The following is a 624-nucleotide window of genomic DNA, read 5'->3' as shown; positions in this document are numbered from 1 at the left end:
TGAGCTTGCGAGCACGTTGTTCTAGCTGGCGTTTTGAGCCGCGTGCTTTATCCATGCTGACACGATTGGTCTGCTCTTTGAGCATTTTCAGTGCATGTTTTCGGTATTTTTTAAACGCATTAAATGCCGCTTCGAAATCGCCTTGCTCTTCAGCAACGCGAGATTGCTGAAAACAGATCTGACTTAGCAGTTCGCCGTTATCGAAATTAAGCGCGGATTCTTCTGCGGCAAGCAACAACTCGGCTGCGCTGTCCGTGTTTTTACGCAGTAGCTCTAGTCTTGCTCGACTGATGAAAGAGTGTGCTTTCATCCACGTTAGATCGTGCTCAATGGCCAGCTTGTGCGCTTTTTGGGTTGCTTCTTCCGCAGCGTCTAGGCGTTCTAAGCCAAGGAGTGCCAAGCCTTTAAAGTCCCAAATTTCGGCTTGCCAAGTGCTGTCTTCATGGTCTTTGAGCACTTCTGTTGCGCCATCAAGTACCGTTAGCATCTCAATAAAGTTGTTGAGGAGGTAGTAGTCCCAAGCCAGCAGAATGCGAGCTTTACCTTCTAACCATGCAATTCGGACGTTGTTTGCCACTTTAACTGCAAGCTCATGAGTCGATGCGGCAAGTTTGTGTTCGTTGG

At 48.2% G+C, this 624-nt stretch carries 1 pseudogene; it reads right to left on the bottom strand.

Annotation, left to right across the window (positions count from 1 at the left end):
* Positions 1–624: pseudogene (locus tag R7E78_RS27920) on the bottom strand (hypothetical protein); the annotation flags it as partial.

Source organism: Vibrio sp. YT-19(2023), from assembly GCF_033337395.1.
Note: the sequence above shows the minus strand (reverse complement) of the source record. Positions and strands in the feature narration are given on the sequence as shown.